Here is a 479-nt window from a genome sequence, read left to right on the forward strand (position 1 = left end):
TAATTTACAAGCATGATAAGCAAAGATGGATAGTGGGTAGCAGTGGAATGCGTTTGACGCGCGTTTCGTCCTGTTTGGGACTCGTCAGCTGGATGTACCTGCATCTGACAGTTGTTCATGATGTAGTTGTCACGAATCACATACCCGAGTCGGCTTGAGCAGGCAGAGACCAGACCATCATTGGCATCAGATAAAAACGGTACGCTTGTTGCTGCAAGCAGATAATCACTAGGGTCAAGGGCTCTCACGACTTGTCCTACCCCACTAAATGAGTAATATTTGATACCGTTTGCAGAGGTACTGGTTGGCTGACCACAGTAACTTGTTGGCATTGCTGCGGGGAATTTGGCATTRAATTTGGCCGCACCATCGGTKGATAGCGCCATGAGTGATTGCCAGCCATCTTGCGCTTGTATCTCTTTAAAACTGATGCCTGATCCCACATCTGTAAAGCCGCCAATCAAATTAAACACCCCTGA

Annotated in this window: 1 pseudogene; it reads right to left on the reverse strand. The window is 47.4% G+C overall.

Features of this window, described 5'->3' with window-relative positions:
• Nucleotides 1-479, reverse strand: a pseudogene (locus DLK05_RS17000) (hypothetical protein); the annotation flags it as partial.

Source organism: Ancylomarina longa (assembly GCF_003996985.1).
In the GTDB taxonomy this organism is placed as follows: domain Bacteria; phylum Bacteroidota; class Bacteroidia; order Bacteroidales; family Marinifilaceae; genus Ancylomarina_A; species Ancylomarina_A longa.